Source organism: Sphaerotilus sp. (assembly GCF_034519685.1).
Taxonomy (GTDB): domain Bacteria; phylum Pseudomonadota; class Gammaproteobacteria; order Burkholderiales; family Burkholderiaceae_C; genus Sphaerotilus.
Window position 1 is genome coordinate 950,735 of the sequence record NZ_JAXHOF010000006.1, and the last position, 19,716, is coordinate 970,450.

Annotated in this window: 15 protein-coding genes; 5 read left to right on the forward strand and 10 right to left on the reverse strand. The window is 68.2% G+C overall.

Annotated elements, in window-relative coordinates; genetic code table 11:
- Nucleotides 1-15: 15 nt before the first annotated feature.
- From U5O44_RS15420 to U5O44_RS15450, 7 genes are all read right to left on the reverse strand, one after another.
- Entirely contained in the window at nt 16-1,026 is a 1,011-nt protein-coding gene (locus tag U5O44_RS15420; protein WP_322589318.1) for a polysaccharide biosynthesis protein, read from the reverse strand.
- A gap of 37 nt (nt 1,027-1,063) precedes the next feature.
- Nucleotides 1,064-1,939, reverse strand: a complete 876-nt coding sequence (locus U5O44_RS15425; protein WP_322589319.1) for a dTDP-4-dehydrorhamnose reductase family protein — start codon at nt 1,937-1,939, stop codon at nt 1,064-1,066.
- Between the two features lie 136 nt (nt 1,940-2,075).
- Nucleotides 2,076-3,314, reverse strand: coding sequence for a glycosyltransferase family 4 protein (locus U5O44_RS15430; protein ID WP_322589320.1), 1,239 nt, complete (start codon nt 3,312-3,314; stop codon nt 2,076-2,078).
- A gap of 39 nt (nt 3,315-3,353) precedes the next feature.
- Complete coding sequence (locus tag U5O44_RS15435; RefSeq protein ID WP_322589321.1) at nt 3,354-4,400, reverse strand: glycosyltransferase; 1,047 nt, start codon at nt 4,398-4,400, stop codon at nt 3,354-3,356.
- Between the two features lie 46 nt (nt 4,401-4,446).
- Entirely contained in the window at nt 4,447-5,622 is a 1,176-nt protein-coding gene (locus U5O44_RS15440) for an EpsG family protein (protein ID WP_322589322.1), read from the reverse strand.
- 15 nt (nt 5,623-5,637) lie between these two features.
- Nucleotides 5,638-6,591: a glycosyltransferase gene (locus U5O44_RS15445; protein ID WP_322589323.1), complete on the reverse strand. Its 954-nt coding sequence runs from the start codon at nt 6,589-6,591 to the stop codon at nt 5,638-5,640.
- Nucleotides 6,588-8,027, reverse strand: a complete 1,440-nt coding sequence (locus tag U5O44_RS15450) for a flippase (protein WP_322589324.1) — start codon at nt 8,025-8,027, stop codon at nt 6,588-6,590. Before U5O44_RS15450 ends, U5O44_RS15445 begins: the two co-directional genes overlap by 4 nt.
- Before the next feature lie 417 nt (nt 8,028-8,444).
- Here U5O44_RS15450 and U5O44_RS15455 point away from each other — a divergent pair, with 417 nt between their 5' ends.
- The 3 genes from U5O44_RS15455 to rfaD are packed head-to-tail and all read left to right on the forward strand — an operon-like array spanning nt 8,445 to nt 11,594.
- Nucleotides 8,445-9,569, forward strand: a complete 1,125-nt coding sequence (locus tag U5O44_RS15455; protein WP_322589325.1) for an MraY family glycosyltransferase — start codon at nt 8,445-8,447, stop codon at nt 9,567-9,569.
- A gap of 55 nt (nt 9,570-9,624) precedes the next feature.
- Nucleotides 9,625-10,575 (forward strand): D-glycero-beta-D-manno-heptose-7-phosphate kinase, encoded by a 951-nt coding sequence (gene rfaE1, locus U5O44_RS15460; RefSeq protein ID WP_322589326.1) that lies wholly within the window; start codon nt 9,625-9,627, stop codon nt 10,573-10,575.
- Entirely contained in the window at nt 10,572-11,594 is a 1,023-nt protein-coding gene (gene rfaD / locus U5O44_RS15465) for an ADP-glyceromanno-heptose 6-epimerase (protein WP_322589327.1), read from the forward strand. Before rfaE1 ends, rfaD begins: the two co-directional genes overlap by 4 nt.
- A 1,068-nt stretch (nt 11,595-12,662) precedes the next feature.
- On the opposite strand, the gene xdhC is transcribed toward rfaD, so the two are convergent.
- Genes xdhC through xdhA form a run of 3 tightly spaced genes read right to left on the reverse strand, consistent with a single transcriptional unit; the run spans nt 12,663 to nt 17,337 of the window.
- Nucleotides 12,663-13,475: a xanthine dehydrogenase accessory protein XdhC gene (xdhC, locus tag U5O44_RS15470; RefSeq protein WP_322589328.1), complete on the reverse strand. Its 813-nt coding sequence runs from the start codon at nt 13,473-13,475 to the stop codon at nt 12,663-12,665.
- Nucleotides 13,472-15,790, reverse strand: coding sequence for a xanthine dehydrogenase molybdopterin binding subunit (gene xdhB, locus U5O44_RS15475; protein WP_322589329.1), 2,319 nt, complete (start codon nt 15,788-15,790; stop codon nt 13,472-13,474). The genes xdhC and xdhB overlap by 4 nt, the downstream gene beginning before the upstream one ends.
- On the reverse strand, nt 15,787-17,337 hold the full coding sequence (gene xdhA / locus U5O44_RS15480; protein WP_322589330.1) for a xanthine dehydrogenase small subunit: 1,551 nt from the start codon (nt 17,335-17,337) through the stop codon (nt 15,787-15,789). The genes xdhB and xdhA overlap by 4 nt, the downstream gene beginning before the upstream one ends.
- Nucleotides 17,338-17,408: 71 nt before the next feature.
- Between xdhA and U5O44_RS15485 the strand changes: the two genes are divergently transcribed.
- A complete protein-coding gene (locus U5O44_RS15485; RefSeq protein ID WP_322589331.1) occupies nt 17,409-18,371 on the forward strand; it encodes a LysR family transcriptional regulator in 963 nt (320 codons plus the stop codon).
- Complete coding sequence (guaD, locus tag U5O44_RS15490) at nt 18,368-19,702, forward strand: guanine deaminase (protein ID WP_322589332.1); 1,335 nt, start codon at nt 18,368-18,370, stop codon at nt 19,700-19,702. Before U5O44_RS15485 ends, guaD begins: the two co-directional genes overlap by 4 nt.
- The last annotated feature ends 14 nt before the right edge of the window (nt 19,703-19,716 follow it).

Genomic DNA, 19,716 nt, shown 5'->3' on the forward strand with positions numbered 1-19,716 from the left:
AGGCGGGAAGCGGTATCAGCCACGCAGGGCCTCCTGGATCAGGTCGAGTTGGCGCAGCACCTGCTTCACGCCGGCCACGTCCAGGCGCTGGGTGTTGTGCGAGGTGTAGTCCTCGATGGCCGACACCTCGGTCTGCCCCTCGACGAAGTACTTGTCGTAGTTGAGGTCGCGGGAGTCCGCCGGGATGCGGTAGTAGCCTCCCAGGTCGTCGGCGCGGGCCATTTCCTCGCGCGAGACGAGGGATTCGTAGAGCTTCTCGCCGTGGCGCGTGCCGATGATGCGGATCTCGTTGTCGAGCGCGAGCAGCTCCCGCATGGCCAGCGCCAGGTCGCCCACCGTGGAGGCGGGGGCCTTCTGCACGAAGATGTCGCCGGGCCGGGCGTGGGTGAACGCATACAGCACCAGATCGACCGACTCCTCCAGCGACATCAGGAAGCGGGTCATGTTCGGGTCGGTGATGGTCAGCGGCAGGCCCTGGCGCAGCTGTTCGAGGAACAGCGGGATCACCGAGCCGCGCGAGGCCATGACGTTGCCGTAACGGGTGGCCGAAAGCACGGTCTTCTCCGGGTCGCACAGGCGCGACTTGGCCACCATCACCTTCTCCATCATCGCCTTGGACATGCCCATGGCATTGATCGGGTAGACGGCCTTGTCGGTGCTGAGCACCACGCAACGCTGCACGCCGTTGACGATGGAGGCCCGCATGACGTTCTCGGCGCCGAGCACGTTGGTGCGCACGGCCTCCATCGGGTAGAACTCGCAGGAGGGCACCTGCTTGAGCGCGGCGGCGTGGAAGACATAGTCCACGCCGCGCAGGGCGTCGTGCACGCTGTCGTAGTCGCGGACATCGCCGATGTAGAACTTCACCCGGTCGTTCTTCAGGCGGATGCGCATGTCCTCCTGCTTCTTCTCGTCGCGGCTGAAGATGCGGATTTCCGCGAACTCGGAGCGCAGGAAGCGGGTCAGCACGGCGTTGCCGAACGAGCCGGTGCCGCCGGTGATGAGGAGAACTTTGTCCTTGAACATGGGAGATTCCTTGCAGAAGTCTGGGCGGAGAAGGGCGTCAACCGAAAGCGCGCATGCGGCGCACCAGCTCCGGCCAATCCGGTGCCACGTAGCCGGTTTGTTCACGCAGGCGCGATGAGTCGAGCGAGCGGTCCAGGACCAGACGGTCGTCGGGCACGATCTCGATGTCCTTGGCGTAGGCCTGCGCCACCAGACGCAGCAGATCGAGCTTGTTGATCGGCTCGGCCGACACATGGTAGAGGCCCCGCAGCTCGGGGCGTGGCAGCACCACCTCGTCGATCACCCGCGCCAGCTCGACCGTGGGCAGGCCGGAGAACACCGCCCGGCTGAAGCCCCGCACCGAGCCGGACTGCGCCAGGAACCAGCCGACCAGCCCGTGTGCGCTGCCGAGCTCGTGGCCGATGATCGAGGTCCGCAGCGTGATGGCGTGCTCGGCATCGACCTCGCCCAGGAACTTGCTCAGGCCGTAGAGGTCATGGGCATCCGGCGTGTCCGCTTCCCGGTAGCCGCCGCGGGTGCCAGCGAACACGCAGTCGGTGCTGACATGGACGAGTCGCGCGCCGACCAGGGAACACAGGCGTGAAAGCCGGTGGGGCAGCATGGCATTGATCGGTAGCGCGGAGAGCGGGTCATCGGCCTGCGCAAGCTGCTTGACAAGACCGATGCAATTGATCACCACGGTCGGGCGAACCTGCGCGAACAAGGCGGCCAGGCTGTCCTGGTTCTCGACATCGACGCCGCGCAGGATGCGGCCATGCAGCCCGGCAGGCAGAAGGTGGAGGCCGCTGGCCGAGCGCACGGAGCCGACCACATCGTGCCGGCCTGTGTCGACCAGGTAGCGCAGCACCGCGTGGCCGAGCATGCCAGCCGCACCGAGGACAAGGATTTTCGCGGGAGTACCTTCAGAGGACATGCGTCGGATTCCAGCAGTTCAAGGGGGAGGCCACAACGGCAGCGGCGGCGCAGGGAGCCCGTCTGGTCGATGCGCGCAGCAGGGTTACGCTGCAAAGCCTGTGGATGTGGACAGGATGTGGACAGAAGACGGTGTATCAGGTCGATTGTACCCGCCGCCTTGCTTCGTCGAATCGCGTGATCAACTGGCGCGCCAAGGCGGCGGGTTCGAAATGCCGGGCGTAGTACGTCTGTCCTGCCTGTCCCATGCGCTGGCGTTCGATGGGGGCCAGTCGGCGCAGGTGCCGGACGGCGTCGGCCAGCGCAGTGGCGTCTTCGGCTGGACAGGCCAGCCCCGCTCCCGAGGCCCGCACGACCTCGGCACCTTCGCCGTCCATGGACGCGATGATCGGTCTGCCAGCGGCCAGATAGGCCTGCACCTTGCTGGGGATGGTCTGGCTCATGATCGGGCTGCGCACCAGGCTGACCAGCAGTGCGGAGGCTTGCGCGAGGATGCCCGGCATCGCCTCGGGCGGGAATCGGCCCGCCAGCACCACGCGCTCGCCCAGGCCGCGCTGCAGGATCTCCTCGGCCAGCCAGGCGCTGCGGGCACCGCTGCCGACCAGGATCCAGCGCACCTCGGGGGCGTCCCGCAACTGGTCGGCGGCCTCGATCAGGGTGTCGAGTGCCTGGACGGTGCCGAGGTTGCCGGCGAAGACGATGTTGAAGCCCTCCGGCAGCATCAGGGCGGGGGCCGCGTCCGGGACCAGCGCGCTGAAGGCCCGCTCACCGGGATTGGGGTGGTAGACCACCGGCGTGTCCCCGGCCATGCGCTGCACCGACTGCACGAAGGCGTGCGACTGGGCCAGCAGCAGGTCGCTGCGCCGGTAGAGCCAGCGCACCACCGCCCCGACCGCCGCCAGTGCCCGCGGGTTGCGGATGTAGCCGGTGGTTTCCAGGCTCTCTGGCCAGAGGTCTTGCACCCAGGTGACCAGGGTGGCGCGCTTGACGTGCTTGAGCACCACGCCGGCCAGCGCCTGCAGGATGGGCGAGGTGCCGTAGACAAAGACCACGTCGAATGGCTGACGGCGCAGAACCCATGGACCGATCACGCTGGCCGAGGCCATGAACGACAGATAGTTGAGCACCAGATTGCGCGCGCCCCCGGTGCCCCGGGGGCGCAGCGGGACGCGGTAGATCGTCATGCCCTCCCAGGCCTGCGGGCCCATCGACGTGCTGCGGTAGCCGTCGAAGACCCGGCCTTCCGGGTAGTTGGGCTGGCCGGTGAGGATGCTGACCGAGCACCCTGCCTCCTGCAGCGATTGCGCGATCTCGTTGATGCGAAAGGTTTCCGGCCAGAAATGCTGGCTGAGGATCAGGATCCGCGCAGGCGTCATGGTGTGTCGAGGCAGGGAGTCGGGTTCAGGGGGCCGGATTCAGAGGGTCAGGTGGGCGATGAAACGCTCTGGTGTGACCACCGGGGCGATCGGCTCGGACTGGCCCAGGAAGCGGCGCACCGCCCGCGCCATCGACACCGCCGAGTGCGGGTCGAAGGTCTCCGCCGGCTCGCAGACATCGCGCACATAGTCGAGTTCGGGGGCGAGGATGGGCAGCCCCAGCCGGCGCGCCTCGATCAGCGGCAGGCCGAACGACTCGGTCGTCGAGGGGAAGATCAGCGCCGAAGCCTGTCGGTACAGCGCCAGTACCTCGGCATGGGGGCGGTGGCCGAGGTCGGTGATGCGCAGACCGTGCTGTGCAACGGCCTCGTCGATCTGCTGGCGCAGGCCGGCATCCCGCGGGCTGAGCGTCAAGGCCAGCGTGGGGCGCAGGCCTTCGGCGGCCAGGCGTTGCCAGGCCTGCAGCAGGACACGGTGGTTCTTGTGGGCCTCGCCATCGGCGACGTAGACAAAATCCCAGGATACCGCCGCGCCGGAGGCCGGGCTGGCGGCCAGTGCACGCGCCAGCGGCAGATCGTCCATGAAGGGCACCACGTGCACGGTCGGATCGCCGCCGTGCCAGGCGCTCAGCAGCCGTGCCATCGAGGGTGTCTGCACGAGGTAGGCCGCCACCTGGTGGCGCCGCCGGTGGCACAGCGTGCGCTCCCCGTGCAGACGCAGGCGACTGGGCAGCGCGTAGTGCGCCAGCGAGGTCGATTCGATCAGCAGCCGGTTCTGCACGAACACCACCGTCCGGGCCCGGTGGTGCAGCAGCGGGGGCAGGCCGTGGAAGCACAGCACGGTGTCGCCCGGAGCGGCCTGGGCCTGCAGGTGGCGCTCGGCGGCGTACCGTCCCCTGAGCGAGGAGGTCGTCCAGAACGTCGAGCCGTCCGGGCACACCGGCGCCAGCCGGTCGCGTGCCCGGGCGTCGAGGATGCCGTGCAGGGCCTGTCCCGTGGCGTGTGGCCAGTGGCGCAGCAGCGCTTCGAGCAGCACCAGGCCACCGCCCACATGGACATTGGGTGCGTGCAGAAGAATCTTGGGCATGGCGAGCAGTGCGGGGCGGGTGGCGATCGGGACCGTTCAGAACCGGTCAGAACAATTGCGGGACGATGTGCGTGTAAGGCACCAGCGGATGGAACAGGTTTGACAGCGGATAGCGCACGATGACGTTCAGGTTCGACACGAGCAGCGTGATGACGATGAGTTGCCGCTGCAGTCGCATCGACGATCCCCCCTGGATGAATGCAGTGGCGGCCAGCAGCGTGAACGCCAGCTGCCAGATGCGGTCGCCCAGGGCTCCCAGGCTGGTGGCAAAGATCAGGAAGACCAGTGCTGGAATGGTGGACAGGACGATCAACGTCCAGAGGTCAGGGGGCGTGCGCGTCTCGTGGCGCTCCAAGGAGGTCGTGGCGATGATCTGCAGCCCCGCGATGCCCAGCACGGCGAGGCCCAGCACCGACACGATGGTCAGCCCGGTGGCGGCCGAGGTCGTGTCGGCGTAATCTTCCAGCTTGGAGGCGGCCCCTGCGCCCAGCGCGCTCGCCGCCAGCACCGCCACCCCCGTCACGGCGATCAGGAGCAGCGCGATCACCAGCAGCCGGATCTGGGTGGGTCTCACCGTCCTGAGCAGCACGAACAGCGCCAGGAAGGTGACACTGAACAGCAAGACCTGCAGATGCAGTGCTGCGGCACCGAACAGGATTGTCCACGTCCATCCTCCCCGTTCGCCCCGCTGGAAGCGGGCGAGCCCCAGCATCAGCACCGTGAGTGCGCAGCCCAGTCGTACGGCATTCGCCTCGAACAGCGTGGCGGCATAGACATTGATCAGCAGCACCAGTGGCCACGGCGTGCCCATGCGTCGCATCACCGCGCAGCGCAGGGCCAGGGACGTCGCGGCGATCAGCGCATACGTCACCGCCGCATCGCCCGTGAGTTTCAGGAGTGCCCAGGCCGGCAGGGCGAACCCAAGCTCGAACAGTCCGGTCGGCGGGATGTAGAGGTAGGGCAGTGGCAGGCGGTCGGCGATGTTCTCGACCAGATCGCCGCCACCCATCGCCATCATTTCCTTGAAATAGCCGATGTAGTGGATGTAGTCGTAGGAAAAGTCATCGCCTGCCCGTGCGAAGGACAGGAACGCCAGCCACCAGATGAGCACAGGCCCGAGCAGGTTCAGTGACCTGTCCAGTGTCTGCCATGTGGCCGAACGGCGCCAACCGATCCGCACCGATGCATCCATGAGCACACGAAGAGGTTCGAACAACGGCATGGCCCGACTTGCGCCTCACTCGCGGCCGAACAGGATGAGCAGCCGCATGTAGGCGTTCGACAGTGGCAGCTGCTTGACTACCCCTGGACGGCACATGAAACGCAGCCGCGACAATGGTGTTGAAGGGTAAGCGCAGTAGCGCTGCAGCAGTCTCCGCTTGGCCGGGTCCAGTTGCGGGCCATGCAGTTCCAGAAACTCCTGGGCCTGGCGCCGGAACGGGCTGACCCGACTGAGCCGCTGCCAGCGCAAGGACAAGCGACGGCGCAGCGAGTGCGCGGTGCCGAACACGTTGTGGCTGTGCTGGCGGTAGAGCACCGAAGGGTAGGGGCTGTAGTGGAACTCGCCGAATGCCGTGATCATCAGGTAGACCCAGGCGTCGTGCATCACCGCGTGCTGCGGGCGGCTGTGGCGCAGCAAGGCGTAGGCGGGTCGGTTCATCACGGTGGCCATGCCGGTGGCGACGGTCTCGATCAGCGCATTGGCGAACTGCAGTCCGTGGCGGGGTGGGCGCGAGTAGGTCATGTGCTGCAGCGCCTGGTCGACCACGTCGAGCCGGGTCGCCACCGCCTGCGGGCGCGTGGGATCGCCGGAGGCCTGCGCTTGCAGGCACTGGACCGAGTGGGCGAGCTTGTCAGGCAGCCATACGTCGTCGGCATCGGAAAAGCCGTAGTAGTCGCCCTCGAACGGACAGGTGCGCAGCGTCTCCAGGAACGACTGGCAGGCGCCCAGGTTCAGCCCGGTCGTGAGGGCCACCCGCGGATCTGCGCCGCAGTGCTGCCGGATGATCGCCGCCGTGTCGTCGCGTGAGCCGTCGTCGCGGATCCACAGCCGTACCTCCACGTCCCGCTGCGCCAGGATGCTGTCGATCTGTGCCTGGATGTAGGCACGCGAGTTGTAGGACGACATCATGACGACCACGGTGGGTTGCGCGGGCGTCGTGACAGGCGGGGAGGCAGTGCGCTGGGTCATGTCGGTGCAGTACGGTGTTGGCGGTAGACGTGCCGTCCGATGGCCAGTGCTGCCAGCAGCGTGGCGACCGACCAGCCGAGGTGCAAGGTGTTCCAGGGGGTGAGCGACACGGCCCAGGCCGCCACGGCGCTGACAGGCATCCACACGAAGCCGCGGGGCAGTGTCGCCGCCATGGGCATGTCCAGCGTCTTGGCGCACAGCACGAAGGTCGCTGTCGTGTCCACGGCGATGCGGATGAACCAGGCCGCAGCGGCTCCGGTGGCGCCGTACCGGTCGCTCAGAACCCACAGCAGCAGGGCATAGGGCAGGATTTCCGCGCAATGCAGCAAACCGGTACGACGTGCCGCGCCGGCACTCTGTGCCAGCGTGAAGGGAATGTGCGCCAGGCTGTTGATCAGGATGCCCGCGCCGAAGATCTGCAGCACCGGAGCGCTGTGGGCGGCGAATCCGGGGTTGATCCAGTGGGCGAGGATGGGTTCGGCGAACAGCGTGATGACCGTCGTGATCGGGATCAGCGCCGCAAACAGTCCCGAGATGGCGTTCTTGAACAACATGACCGTGCGGGCGCGGTGGTCGAGCAACTCGGCGGTGAACAGCGGGAAGAGCACGGTCGTCAGCGCCCCGGGAATGATCCACAGCTTGGTGACGAGCTCGTTCGGGGTGGCGTAGTAGGCGATGGCAGCGGCGGACGCGGTGGCGCCGATGACAAATCGGTCGATGTAGCCCATGAGCGGGCTGACGACATTGCTCACCGCCAGCCAGCCACCCGCGCTGCACAACGGGGCGACGAGGGCTTGCTCGAACCGGATGGTGCGGCCCATCTGCGGCAATGACCGGGCCGCCGCCCAGGCATGGGCCAGAAAGCCGAGCACCCGGCCGAGCGTGAGCACCCAGGCGATGAGGTCGAGCCGAGGTGCGGCCCACACCACCACGGCGAGCGGCCCGAGGAAGGTGAACAGGCCCATGGGCAGGCGGATCACGTTGATCGCGACAAAGGCGTGACGTGCTTCGAGGATGCCGCGCAGTCCAGAGGTCAGCACGATGAACGGCATCGCCCAGGCCATCGCACGGGTGGCCCGAATGGCCTCCTCGGGGTCCGGCACTGCGGCCAGCAGCCCCACGCCCCAGGGGGCCAGCATGGCCATCAGCACACCGGCCACCGAGCCCAGTGCGCCCATCAGCATCAGGGCCGTCCAGGTCAGCGGTGCGATCCGTGCCTCCCGGCCACGCGCCAGTTCCACGCTGAGTTGCTGCGTCAGCGCCCGACCCAGCCCCAGATCCAGCAGGCCGAAGTAGCTGACCACGGCCCAGACCAAGGTCAGCAACCCAAAGCGATCCACCCCCAGTGCGCCGATGAGGGCTGGAATCGTGCCAACGGCCACCAGCAGGGGGGCGCCGAAGCCCAGAAGGTTGAGGATCGTGTTGCGTAGAAGCATGAGGTCCGGTGGCGGGTGGTTCTGCTGCCACGACCTGATAACAGTTCGTTGTCGTGGCATGGACCCGCTAAGCAGTAGCCACGTCTTTTCCGGGCTTGACTCCGGCAGGGCCGCCCTACAATGCTTGGCTGCGTCGAGTAGCGCTGCGGCGCGCAACAACACCGACCTGGGTGCTGTGAACGAGCGGTCTGGACCCGCATTCTATGTGGTCTTGCCGGAGGCAAGAGGGAGCAGGACTGACGGAGGATCTCCCTGCCAGCCAGGGGAGAATCTTCTTACACCTTGAAGTTGCATGATGCCTGATTCATGGGCATCGTCAAAGCGTGACTTTTTAACGAACAAATCGACGCGACCTTGTTACAACGCCGTCCGGAATCTGTCAACCGGCAGGTCGTCGATTCAAAAGGGCCAGATGCCATGTTGCTTCTTGTTTTTTCATTTCTGGTGGCGTTCGTGGTGACGCTGCTGGCCGTGCGGTCAGCCGCCAGCCATGCGCACCTGTCCGGCGATACGGACCGAGACCAGCCCCAGAAGTTCCACGCCCGCGTGGTGCCGCGCATCGGCGGGGTGGGCATCGTGGTGGGCGTGCTGGCGGGTGGTGTGCTGGCTGTCTACCAGCAGCTGGAGGGTTGGCACCTCCTGCTGTTGCTGACTGGATGTGGGCTGGTGGCGTTTGGCGCCGGACTGATCGAGGACTTCACCAAGCGCGTGACGCCCAAGCAGCGTCTGCTTGCCACCATTGCGGCAGCGGCATTGGCCTTCTGGCTGGCGGATGCAGTGATCTCGCGCACGGGCATCCCGGGTCTGGATACCTTGATGCTGGTGGCGGGTGTGCCGCTGGCGCTGACGCTGCTGGCCGTCGCCGGCGTCGCGAACTCCGTCAACATCATCGACGGATTCAACGGACTGGCATCGATGTGCGTGGCCATCATGCTGGCCGCACTGGCGTATGTGGCGTTCCAGGTCGGCGATTTCGCGATCATGAACTGCGCCCTGATCGGACTGGGGGCAGTGCTCGGATTCTTTGTCTGGAACTACCCGCTGGGGCTGATTTTTCTGGGCGATGGCGGAGCGTATTTTCTGGGGTTCTGGGTGGCGGAGCTGGGCATCCTGCTCGTGCAGCGCAATGCCGAGGTCTCGCCGGTGTTCCCGCTGCTGCTGTGCGCCTACCCGATTTTTGAAACACTGTTCACGATGTACCGCCGCCGCGTCATCCGTGGTCGGCCGGTGGGCTTGCCTGACGCCACGCATCTGCACAGCCTGATTTACCGTCGACTGATGCGCTGGGCGATCGGCAAGCACGATGCCGCCAACCTGTTGCGGCGCAATTCCATGACGTCGCCTTATCTGTGGGTGTTGTGTTCCCTGTCGGTGCTGCCGGCGGTGCTGTGGTGGAACGATGGTCGGGTGCTGTCGGGTCTGCTGCTGGCGTTCTGCACGGCCTATCTGCTGATCTATCGCGCCATCGTGCATTTCCGTACCCCCCGTTTCCTGCTGCGCAAGACCGACCACTGGGCCGTCACGCCACTGGTCGAGCACTGACACCGGGCGTGCCCGGCGCCCGGGCGCCGGGGATGGTTACGATCGGGGTTTCCCGATGACCCGTCAGGTGCGCGTCTTGATTCCTACGAAAACTTCCCTGCAGCGGTCCCGCGTCCTCGTCGTCGGCGACGCCATGCTCGACCGCTACTGGTTCGGCTCCGTCGACCGGATTTCCCCCGAAGCGCCGGTCCCGATCGTGCGCGTCACCCGCGAGGAAGAGCGCCTGGGTGGTGCCGCCAACGTCGCGCTCAACGTCAAGACGCTCGGCGCCCAATGCACCCTGCTCACCGTCGTCGGCGAGGACGAGCCGGCGCGCATCCTGCGCCGCCTGCTGGAAGAGCAGGGCGTCACCACCGTGCTCGGCAGCGACCCGCGGCTCTACACCATCGTCAAGTTGCGTGTCATCGGCCGCTCGCAGCAGCTCATCCGCGTCGATTTCGAGAACCAGCCCGAGCACGAGGTGCTGCAGCAGATGCTCACCGACTACGCGCGCGTGCTGCCCGAGCACGAGGCGGTGCTGTTCTCCGATTACGGCAAGGGCGGTCTGACCCATATCCCGCGCATGATCGAGCTGGCGCGCGCGGCGGGCAAGCCGGTGCTGATCGACCCCAAGGGCAGCGATTACCGCCGCTACGCCGGGGCCTCCGTCATCACGCCGAACCGGGCCGAGCTGGCGCAGGTGATCGGCGCATGGTCGGGTGAGGCGCAACTGCACGAGCGTGCGCAGAACCTGCGGCGCGAACTCGGCTTGACCGGCCTGCTGCTGACCCGCTCGGAAGAGGGCATGACCCTGTTCGACGACGCCGGCCACTTGGACGTGCCGGCGCAGGCGCGCGAGGTGTTCGATGTCACCGGGGCGGGCGACACGGTGATCGCCACGATGGCCACGCTGCTGGCCGCCGGCTTGTCATTGCGCGACGCCGTGCCGATCGCCAACCGCGCCGGCAGCATCGTGGTCGGGAAATTTGGCACTGCCAGCGTGTCCTACGAGGAGTTGTTCGCATGAGAGTCGTTGTCACCGGCGCTGCCGGCATGATTGGCAGCAACCTGGTCCACGGCCTGAACCGCCTGGGCGCCAAGGAGGTCATCGCCGTCGATGACCTGACGGACGGACCGAAATACCGCAACCTGCTGGGTTCGACGCTGGCCGACTACTTCGACAAGGACGAGTTCTACCGCCGCTTTGCGGCCGGCGAGCTGGGCCACATCGACGCGGTCCTGCATGAAGGCGCCTGCTCCGACACGATGGAGCACAACGGCAAGTACATGCTGGAGACCAACTACCGCTGCTCGAAGACGCTGCTCGACGCATGCCTCGCGCAAGGCACGCGGCTGCTGTACGCGAGTTCGGCGGCGACCTATGGCGGCAGCGAGACCTTCCGCGAGGAGCCGGCGTTCGAGGCACCGCTGAACGTCTACGGCTACTCCAAGCTGCTGTTCGACCAGGTGGTGCGGCGTTACCTGCCGTCACTGCGCTCGCAAGGGCAGGGCGGCACGCAGGACGGGCAGGTGGTCGGATTTCGCTACTTCAACGTCTACGGCCCGCGCGAACAGCACAAGGCCCGCATGGCCAGCGTCGCCTTCCACCATTTCCACCAGTTTCGCCAGCACGGTCACGTCAAGCTCTTCGGCGAGTACAACGGCTACGCGCCGGGCATGCAGTCGCGCGATTTCGTGTACGTCGAGGACGTGGTGGCGGTGAACCTGTGGTTCCTGCAGCACCCGGACCAGAGCGGCATCTTCAACCTCGGCAGCGGTCGCGCCCAGCCGTTCAACGACGTGGCGCATGCCACTGTGAATGCCTGCCGGGTGCTGGATGGACTGCCGAACCTGACACTGGCAGAGCAGGTCGTGCACGGGTTGGTGAGCTACATCGACTTCCCCGAGGCGCTACGGGGCAAGTACCAATGCCACACCGAGGCTGATCTGACGCGTTTGCGTGCCACCGGCTGTGACCATCGCTTTACAGATGTGGCGACAGGGGTTGAACGTTACGTGAATTGGTTAAGTCGACAGAAATTGTGATTTTTGCCACAATGACGGCTCGCGTTTCTAAACTAACAATTAGTTTCAAAAAGGCGGGGATGGGTACCAATGAAAAAAGCGCCCAGCGCTTTTTTCTTTTTCCAAAACCTCCGGAGCGGGGGGGGGGCGGTTTTTGTCGGGGGGGCCTTTGCGCCCGCCATAACCCCCCCGGGCGGGGAATGGTGGGCGGTCCAGACGTTCCAGTTGTCGACTAGTGGCGGGCCAATGGACCCGCCCGGCGAGTCTATGTCATGGCGGGCCTGACTGCCAAAGGCCTGTGGGGCGGGGGGGGAGGGGGGGGGGGGGTGGGGGGGGGGGGGGGTAGGGGCCCCACCCCTGGCGAAACCACGGGGGGGGCCCCAACAAGGTTATGGCCTCCGGGAGGGAGGTTCCAGGGGGGGGTGGGGGGGAGGGGTTTGGGAGGATCCCCAGCGGGGGGGGGGGGGGGTTTTTTTCGTTGAGGTGGGGGTTCTTTCGGGGGGGCGGTGGGGGGCGGGGGGGGAGGAGTGTTATATTTTGCCGAGTTCGTCTCATCGAGGGGAATTGTGGCCTTGATTTTTGCGTTGTGGGGCGCGGGGGTGTGGGTGGAGGCTGTGTGGCCCGGGGAGGGAAGAGGGAGACACAAAAGGAGAGGGGGGGGACAGAGAGGAGGAGGAGAAGAGGGAAAGAGAAAAAGGGGCGGTGGGGGGTGTGATCCAAGGGGAGGGGGGTCGGGTGGCGGGTGGTTGGGGCGGGGGGGGGGGTGTGGGGGGGGTTGGGGGGGGGGGTGTGATTTGGGGGAGAAAGAAGAGGGATGATGGTTTGAGGGGAGTGGGTTGTGGAGTGAGGTTTTGTCTTATTAGTGGGTGTTTGTGGGGTTATGGGGGTGTTTTTGGGTGTGTGTTGGGTTTTTTTTTTGTGAGGGTGGTTGTTGTGGTTGTGTTGGGTGTTGTGGGTGTGCTGGGTGTGGGGAGAGAGGAAGAAATTTAGTGGAGTGAGTGAATTGGTTTGTGTAGTGAATGGAAGGGGGGAGAGAGGGGGGGTGTGGGGTGTGGGTGTTTTGGCCAGACCTGTGCGGCTCCAGGACTTTCAGGCGGAGCCTGGCAAGCCCAGCAGCTGAGCAACGACGCTGACGGCCAGCACCTCGGGCTCCTTGCCCGTGATGCCGCGCAAGCCGATTGGACACGTCAAGTGACGGTGCGCGTCGGCGTCAACGCCCCTTTTCTCGAATCGGTGCAGAAACCGTGCCCGCTTCGTCTGGCTCCCGATCAGCCCGCAGTAGCCCGCATCCCCCCGTCGCAGCGCCGCCTCGGTGATCCGTTCATCGAGGTCATGCCGGTGTGTCATCACCAGAAAGAACGCCCCCGGCGGCGCCAGCGCCACCTCGGCTTCCGGCGTGTCCACGCACACCCGTTCGATGTGGGGCGGCTCGGTGCCGGTCAGCGTGGGGAATTCTTCCTCGCGCTCGTCGATCCACTGCACGCGGCAATCGATGTCGGCCAGCAGCCTCACGATCGCCCGCCCGACATGCCCCGCGCCGTGCAACTGCAGGAAGAAGCGCGGCTGCGGCGCCGGCCAGTCGGCCAGCGAGGCGGTGGTCAGCGTCTGCAGCCGCAGCACGACCCGCCCGCCACAGCACTGCCCGAGCGCTGGCCCGAGCGGCAGGTCCAGATCGGTCGGGGTCATGACCTCCTGGCGCAGACCCTCGCGTGCGGCGGTGATCGCCAGCAGTTCCAGGTGCCCGCCGCCGATGGTGCCGAGCACGGCGTCCTCGGCGACGACCATGCGCGTGCCGGTCTCGCGCGGGGTCGAGCCGCGGTGCGACAGGATCTGCACCTCGACCGCGCGCCGCCCCTGCGCGAGCCAGTGCCGAGCAGCACTCTGCAGAACCCCCGGCGTCATCCGGCCTGCACCGCCTCGATGGCGTCGAGGATGGCCTCGCTGGTTGCCGGCGCGCGCAGCGGCGGATCGATCTGGTGCTCGCCAACCGCTGACACCGCGTCGCGGATCGCCAGGAACACGCTGAACGGCAGCAGCAGCGGCGGCTCGCCCACCGCCTTGCTGCGGTGGATGCTGTCCGCCGGGTTGCGGTGGTCGAAGAGCCGGACGTTGAAGGCGCCCGGCGTGACCGGCACGTCGTTGGCGGTCGGGATCTTGTAGGTGCTCGGCGCGTGGGTCATCAGGAGGCCAGCGTTGCGCGAGCCGTCCATCGGCTGCCAGCGCAGCTCCTCGGTGGTGAGCCAGCCCATGCCCTGCACGAAGGCGCCTTCGATCTGTCCGATGTCCACGGCAGGGTTCAGCGACGCGCCGACATCGTGCAGCGCATCCGCCCGCAGCAGCCGCCACTCGCCGGTCAGCGTGTCCACGGCGACTTCGCTCAGCGCGGCGCCGTAGGCGAAGTAGTAGAACGGCTTGCCTTGCAGCTTCTCGCGGTCCCAGTGCAGGCCGGGTGTGGCGTAGAAGCCGTCGCTCCAGAGCTGGACCCGTGCCGCGTAGGCCTGCGCGACGAGGTCGTCGAAGGCCATCGCGTGGGCGCCTGCGGTGACCCGGCCGTCGGCGAACTGCACCGTGCCGACCGGGACCAGCCAGCGCGCCGCGATGTGCTGCGCCAGCCGGAACACGATCTGCCGCGCGGCGTCCTGCGCGGCCTTGCCGTTGAGGTCGGTGCCGGTGGAGGCGGCGGTGGCGGAGGTGTTGGCGACCTTGTGCGTGTCGGTGGCGCTGACCCGCACGCGCTCGAAGGGGATGCCGAGTTCGTGCGCGACCACCTGCGCGACCTTGGTGTTCAGCCCCTGGCCCATCTCCGTGCCGCCGTGGTTCACGAGCACCGAGCCGTCGGTGTAGACGTGGACCAGCGCGCCGGCCTGGTTGAAATGCGCGACGTTGAAGCTGATGCCGAACTTGATCGGCGTGAGCGCCAGGCCGCGCTTGAGCACCGGGCTGGTGGCGTTGAAGCTGGCGATCTCGGCGCGGCGCTGGCGGTAGTGGGCGGTGTCGGCGAGTTCGGTGACCAGCGGGGCGAGGATGTTGCCCTCGACGGTCTGGCCGTAGGGCGTGACGTTGCGCTCGGTCGTGCCGTAGAAGTTGGCGCGGCGCACCTCCAGCGGGTCCAGCCCCAGCCGGCGCGCCACCGAGTCCAGCACCATCTCCACCGCCAGCGCCCCTTGCGGCCCACCAAAGCCGCGGAAGGCGGTGTTGCTCTGGGTGTTGGTTCGCGCACAGTAGCCGCGCAGGTCCACGTTCGGCAGCCAGTAGGCATTATCGAAATGGCACAGCGCCCGCGTCATCACCGGCGCCGACAGGTCGGCGGATGCACCCGCGTTCGACACCATCTCCACGTCCGCGCCGAGGATGCGCCCGTGGTCGTCGTGGCCGATCCGGTAGCGGAACTCGAAGCCGTGGCGCCGGCCGGTGATGAGGAAATCGTCGTCGCGGTCCGGGCGCAGCTTGACCGGGCATTGCAGCCGGTGTGCGGCGATCGCGGCGACGGCGGCGAACAGCGCCGACTGCGACTCCTTGCCGCCGAAGCCGCCGCCCATGCGCCGGCACTGCACCTGCACCTGGTGCGCCGACAGGCCGAGCGCGTGCGCGACGACGTGCTGCATCTCGGTCGGGTGCTGGGTCGAGCTGTGGACGAGCAGGCCGTCGTTTTCCTGCGGGATGGCGTAGGCGATCTGGCCTTCCAGGTAGAACTGCTCCTGGCCGCCGAGGCTGAAGCGGCCCTCGAACTGGTGCGGCGCGCCGGCGATCGCGGCGGCGGCGTCGCCACGGACGAGGTGCATCGGCGGCACGACGTACTGCTGCAGCGCGTGGGCTTCGAGCGGGTCGAGCACGGCAGGCAGCGGCTCGACCGTGGCGACCTGCGCGGCGAGGGCGGCGGCGCGGCGCGCGTCACCGCGGGTGCGGGCGATGACGGCGAACATCGGCTGGCCGCGCCAGGTCACGGTGTCGCGGGCGAGGATCGGGTCGTCGTGGACGATCGGGCCGCAGTCGTTGGTGCCGGGGATGTCGGCGGCGCTGAGCACGGCGACGACGCCGGGCATCGCGCGCACGCGGTCGAGGTCCAGCGCCAGCAGGCGGCCGTGGGCGAGCGGCGACAGGCCGAGCGCGGCGTGCAGCGTGCCGGCGACTTCGGCGATGTCGTCGATGTAGGGCGCGGCACCCGCGACGTGCAGGTGCGCCGACTCGTGCGGGCGGGAGGTGCCGACGGTGCTCATGGGCGGGCCTCTGGGCGGATGTTCAGGGTCAGGCGCGGGGCCCAGACGGTGGTGTCTTCGGGCGGCAGCGGGTCATCGGGCCGGGTTTCGAGCCACAGCCTGCGCAGCAGGTTGGCGCTGACCTTGAGCCGGTACGCAGCGCTGGCGCGCAGGTCACTCAAGGGGCGGAAGTCCTGCGCGAGCGCGGCCTGCGCGGCGACGAGGGTGGCGTCGGTCCACGGCTGGCCGAGCAGCGCGGCTTCGGTTTGTGTGGCGCGCTTGACGATCGCCGCCATGCCGCCGAATGCCAGCCGCACCTCGGCCACGCGGTCTCCGTCGAGTCGCAGCGCAAACGCGGCGCAGACGGCGGAGATGTCACTGTCGTAGCGCTTGCTGATCTTCCAGACGCGCACCTGCGTTCCTTCGGGCGGCTTCGGCACGACGAGCCGCGCGACGAACTCGCCGGGCTGCAGCGCGTTTTTCATGTAGTCGAGGTAAAAGTCCTGCAGCGGCATCGTGCGTTCCACCGCGCCGCGCCGCAGCACGATGTCGGCGCCCAGCGCGATCAGCACCGGCGCGCTGTCGCCGATCGGTGAGCCGTTGGCGATGTTGCCGCCCATCGTGCCGGCGTGGCGGATCGGCGGCGAGGCGAAGCGCTGCCAGACCTCGCGCAGCGTCGGCACCACATCGGCCAGCGCGCCCCAGGCGTCTTCGAGCGAGGCGGCTGCGCCGATGTGGACCGCGTCGGCCGTGGTCTCGATGCGCCGCAGTTCGGCGACGCGGCCGATCCAGATCAGCTCGCCCAGGTCGCGGAACTGCTTGTTCACCCACAGCGCGATGTCGGTGGCGCCTGCCAGCAGCCGGGCGTCCGGGTGTTCGAGGCGCAGGGCGGCGAAGTCGTCGAGCGTCTGCGGAGCGTGGAACGCGGCGCCAGCCGGGCCGCAGTGCAGCGGGGCATCGGCGGCCAGCGTGTCGAGCTGCTGGCGCAAGGCGGCGCGGTCGATGGGCGTGGCCGGCGTGTCGAACATGCGCTCGCCCGCGTCCACGATCGGCCGGTAGCCGGTGCAGCGGCACAGGTTGCCGGCGAGGTCGTCGGCGAGCTGCTGGCGGGTCGGGCGTGTGCCGGCGGCGGCGTGGTCTTCATAGATCCCGGTCATCGTCATCGCGAAGCCGGGTGTGCAGAACCCGCACTGCGAGCCGTGGCAGGCGACCAGCGCCTGCTGCACCGGGTGCGCGGGCTGGCCGTGCGCGGCGGCGATGGGTTTCAGGTCTTCGACGGTGAGCACGGCACGGCCGTCCAGCGTCGGCAGGAAGCTCAGGCAGGCGTTGACGTTGCGGATCGCCACGCCGCCGGGCGCCGCGTCGTCCCGCTCGGCCACCAGCACGGTGCAGGCGCCGCAGTCGCCCTCGTTGCAGCCCTCCTTGGTGCCGGTGCAGCGCGGGCGGGCGTCTTCGCGCAGCCAGTCGAGCAGCGTGCGCGTGGGGGCGGCGCCGTCGATCTGCTGCAGGACGCCGCGGTGGAAGAACCGGACGGGCCGGGTCGGTCGGGGTGGGTGAGACGCTGACATGGCGCCGAACATACTCCTTTGCATGGTTCTCGCTATGGGTCTGCTGTGATGACCAGTATCAGAATGCACGTATGACGAGCCGCCCCGTTTTCGACACCATCGAGCTTCATCTCGTCAGGGTCTTTCATACCGTGATTTCCGAACGCAGTGTCTCGCGGGCCGCGATGCACCTGTCCTCCACCCAGCCGGTCGTCAGCGCGCAGCTCAAGCGGCTGCGGGCGCTGATCGGCGACCCGCTGCTGGTGCGGGCGGGCAGCGGCATGGTGCCGACGGAGGTCGCGCTGCAACTGATGGAGCCGGCCGAGACCCTGCTGCGCAGCGCCGAACAGCTCTTCGGTGGCAAGTCCGGCAGCCGCGCCTTCACGCCCGGCGCGGCCGAGATCGAGTTCCGCATCGCTGCCAGCGACTACATCGACCCGCTGTTCCTGCCCGCCCTCGTCACCCGGCTGCGCCAGGAAGCGCCCCGCGCCCGCGTCACCATCCACGCGCTGTCGGCCGAGTTCGACTACCGCGCCCGGCTGGCCCGTGGCGAGGTCGATCTGGTGATCGGCAACTGGCTGGAGCCGCCCGCCGAGCTGCACATCGGGCGGCTGTTCTCCGACGAGATCGTCTGCCTCGTCGGGGCCGACCACCTCGCCGCGCGCCGTCCGGACGAGTGGACGCCGGCCCACTACCTGGAGTCCGACCATGTCGCCCCCACTGCGCTGCACACCGGCGGCCACGGCGTCATCGACGAACACCTCGACCGCCTCGGCCTGCGCCGGCGCATCGTCGTGCGCAGCCCGCACTTCGCGCTGGTGCCGACGATGCTGGCACAGTCCGCGCTGGTGCTCACCACCGGTCGGCTGTTCTGCCTGCGGCACCTGGAGCGGCTGCCGCTGCGCATCGTGCCCAGCCCGATCGCCTTTCCGGCGATGACCTATTACCAGCTCTGGCACGACGTGACGCACAGCGCCGCGTCGCTGCGCTGGCTGCGCGAGACGGTGCGCGATGTCGCGCGCCGCCTCAACGCCCAACCGCTGACCCTCTCATGACCCGATCCGGAACCCGTCTCGCGCTGCGCGCCGACCTGCTCGATTTCACCGCCGACCCGGGCTGGAGCGCGCCCGACGCGGCGCCCGGCGTGCGCTGGCGCCCGGACCACTGGCTGCTGATCGAAGACGGCAAGATCCTGGGTGCCGAGCCCGCGAGTGCCTTCACCCCCGGCGCAGACTGGCTGACCGAAGACCACCGTGGCCGGCTGCTGATGCCCGGCTTCATCGACACCCACGTCCACAGCCCGCAGCTCGACGTCATCGCCAGCTTCGGCACCGAGCTGCTCGACTGGCTGAACACCTACACCTTCCCGGCCGAGCTACGCCACGCCGATCCGGTCGTCGCGGGGCAGGGCGCCGAGACCTTTCTCGATGCGCTGCTGTCGCACGGCACGACCACGGCCGTCGTCTTCCCCACCGTGCACCGCACCTCGGCCGACGCGCTGCTGTCCGGCGCGCACCGCCGCGGCATGTGCCTGATCGCCGGCAAGGTGCTGATGGACCGCCACGCCCCCGACGGCCTGCGCGACGAGGTCCCCGGCGCCGAACGCGACAGCCGCGACCTGATCCACCAGTGGCACGGCACCGGACGGCTGTCCTACGCGATGACCGTGCGCTTCGCCCCGACCAGCACGCCCGAGCAGCTCGCGATGGCCGGCCGGCTGATGGCCGAGGTGCCCGGCCTCTACATGCAGACCCACGTCGCCGAGAACCGCGCCGAGGTGGCCTGGGTCGCCGAGCTGTATCCCGAGGCGCGCAGCTACCTCGATGTCTACCACCGCGCCGGCCTGCTGAACGAACGCGCGGTGCTCGCCCACGGCATCTGGCTCGACGATGCCGACCGCCAGCTGCTCGCCGACACCGGCGCCCAGATCGCGCACAGCCCGAGTTCCAACCTGTTCCTCGGCAGCGGCCTGTGCGCCTGGCCGGAGCTGGAAGCGGCCGGGGCGCGCGTCACGCTGGCCAGCGACGTGGGCGGCGGCACCAGCCTGTCGATGCTGCGCACGCTGGCGGATGCGTACAAGGTGCAGGCGATGCGCGGCGTGAAGCTGACCGCGTGGAAGGCGCTGCACGGCGCCACGCTGGGCGCGGCGCAGGCGCTCGGGCTCGACCACGACATCGGCTCGCTCGACGCCGGCCGCAGCGCCGACCTGGCGCTGTGGGACTGGGCGCACGGCCCGGTGGCGCAGCACCGCGACGCGCGGGCGCAGAAACTGCATGAGCGGGTGTTCGCCTGGATGACGCTCGGCGACGAGCGCAACCTGGTGGCCACCTGGATCGCCGGGCACGCCATGCACCGACGACCGGCCTCGGACACGCTGAACGTGTGAGCTGTGGCCGACCC